This is a genomic window from Streptomyces hilarionis (genome assembly GCF_024539675.1).
GTDB lineage: Bacteria > Actinomycetota > Actinomycetes > Streptomycetales > Streptomycetaceae > Streptomyces > Streptomyces hilarionis.
Map to the genome: position 1 here is coordinate 1 of NZ_JAHHIT010000770.1, position 261 is coordinate 261.

Below are 261 nucleotides of genomic sequence, written 5' to 3' on the forward strand. Positions count from 1 at the left end.
GATTGAAGAAACATCCACAGACTGTACCGCCATCCCCGCCTTTATAAGGGCTGGTTCCATCGGGCCGATAGCCGCCGAAATTCTGTTCGTAGAACTGAGAGCAATACCCGGGCAAGCCCTTCAAGCAGTTCCCACAGTGGCCGCAGCTGGCGTAGCTCAGAACCACATGGTCGCCGGGTTTGAGGGTTTTCACCTCAGAACCTACCGCTTCCACAACCCCGGATCCTTCATGCCCTAACACGAGAGGAAGTGGGACCGGGT

At 56.7% G+C, this 261-nt stretch carries 1 protein-coding gene; it reads right to left on the reverse strand.

What is annotated here, in order from left to right; translation table 11 throughout:
• The coding region (locus tag KMS84_RS40300; RefSeq protein WP_308288004.1) for an alcohol dehydrogenase catalytic domain-containing protein at nucleotides 1-241 on the reverse strand (241 nt) is incomplete at its 3' end.
• Between the last annotated feature and the right edge of the window lie 20 nt (nucleotides 242-261).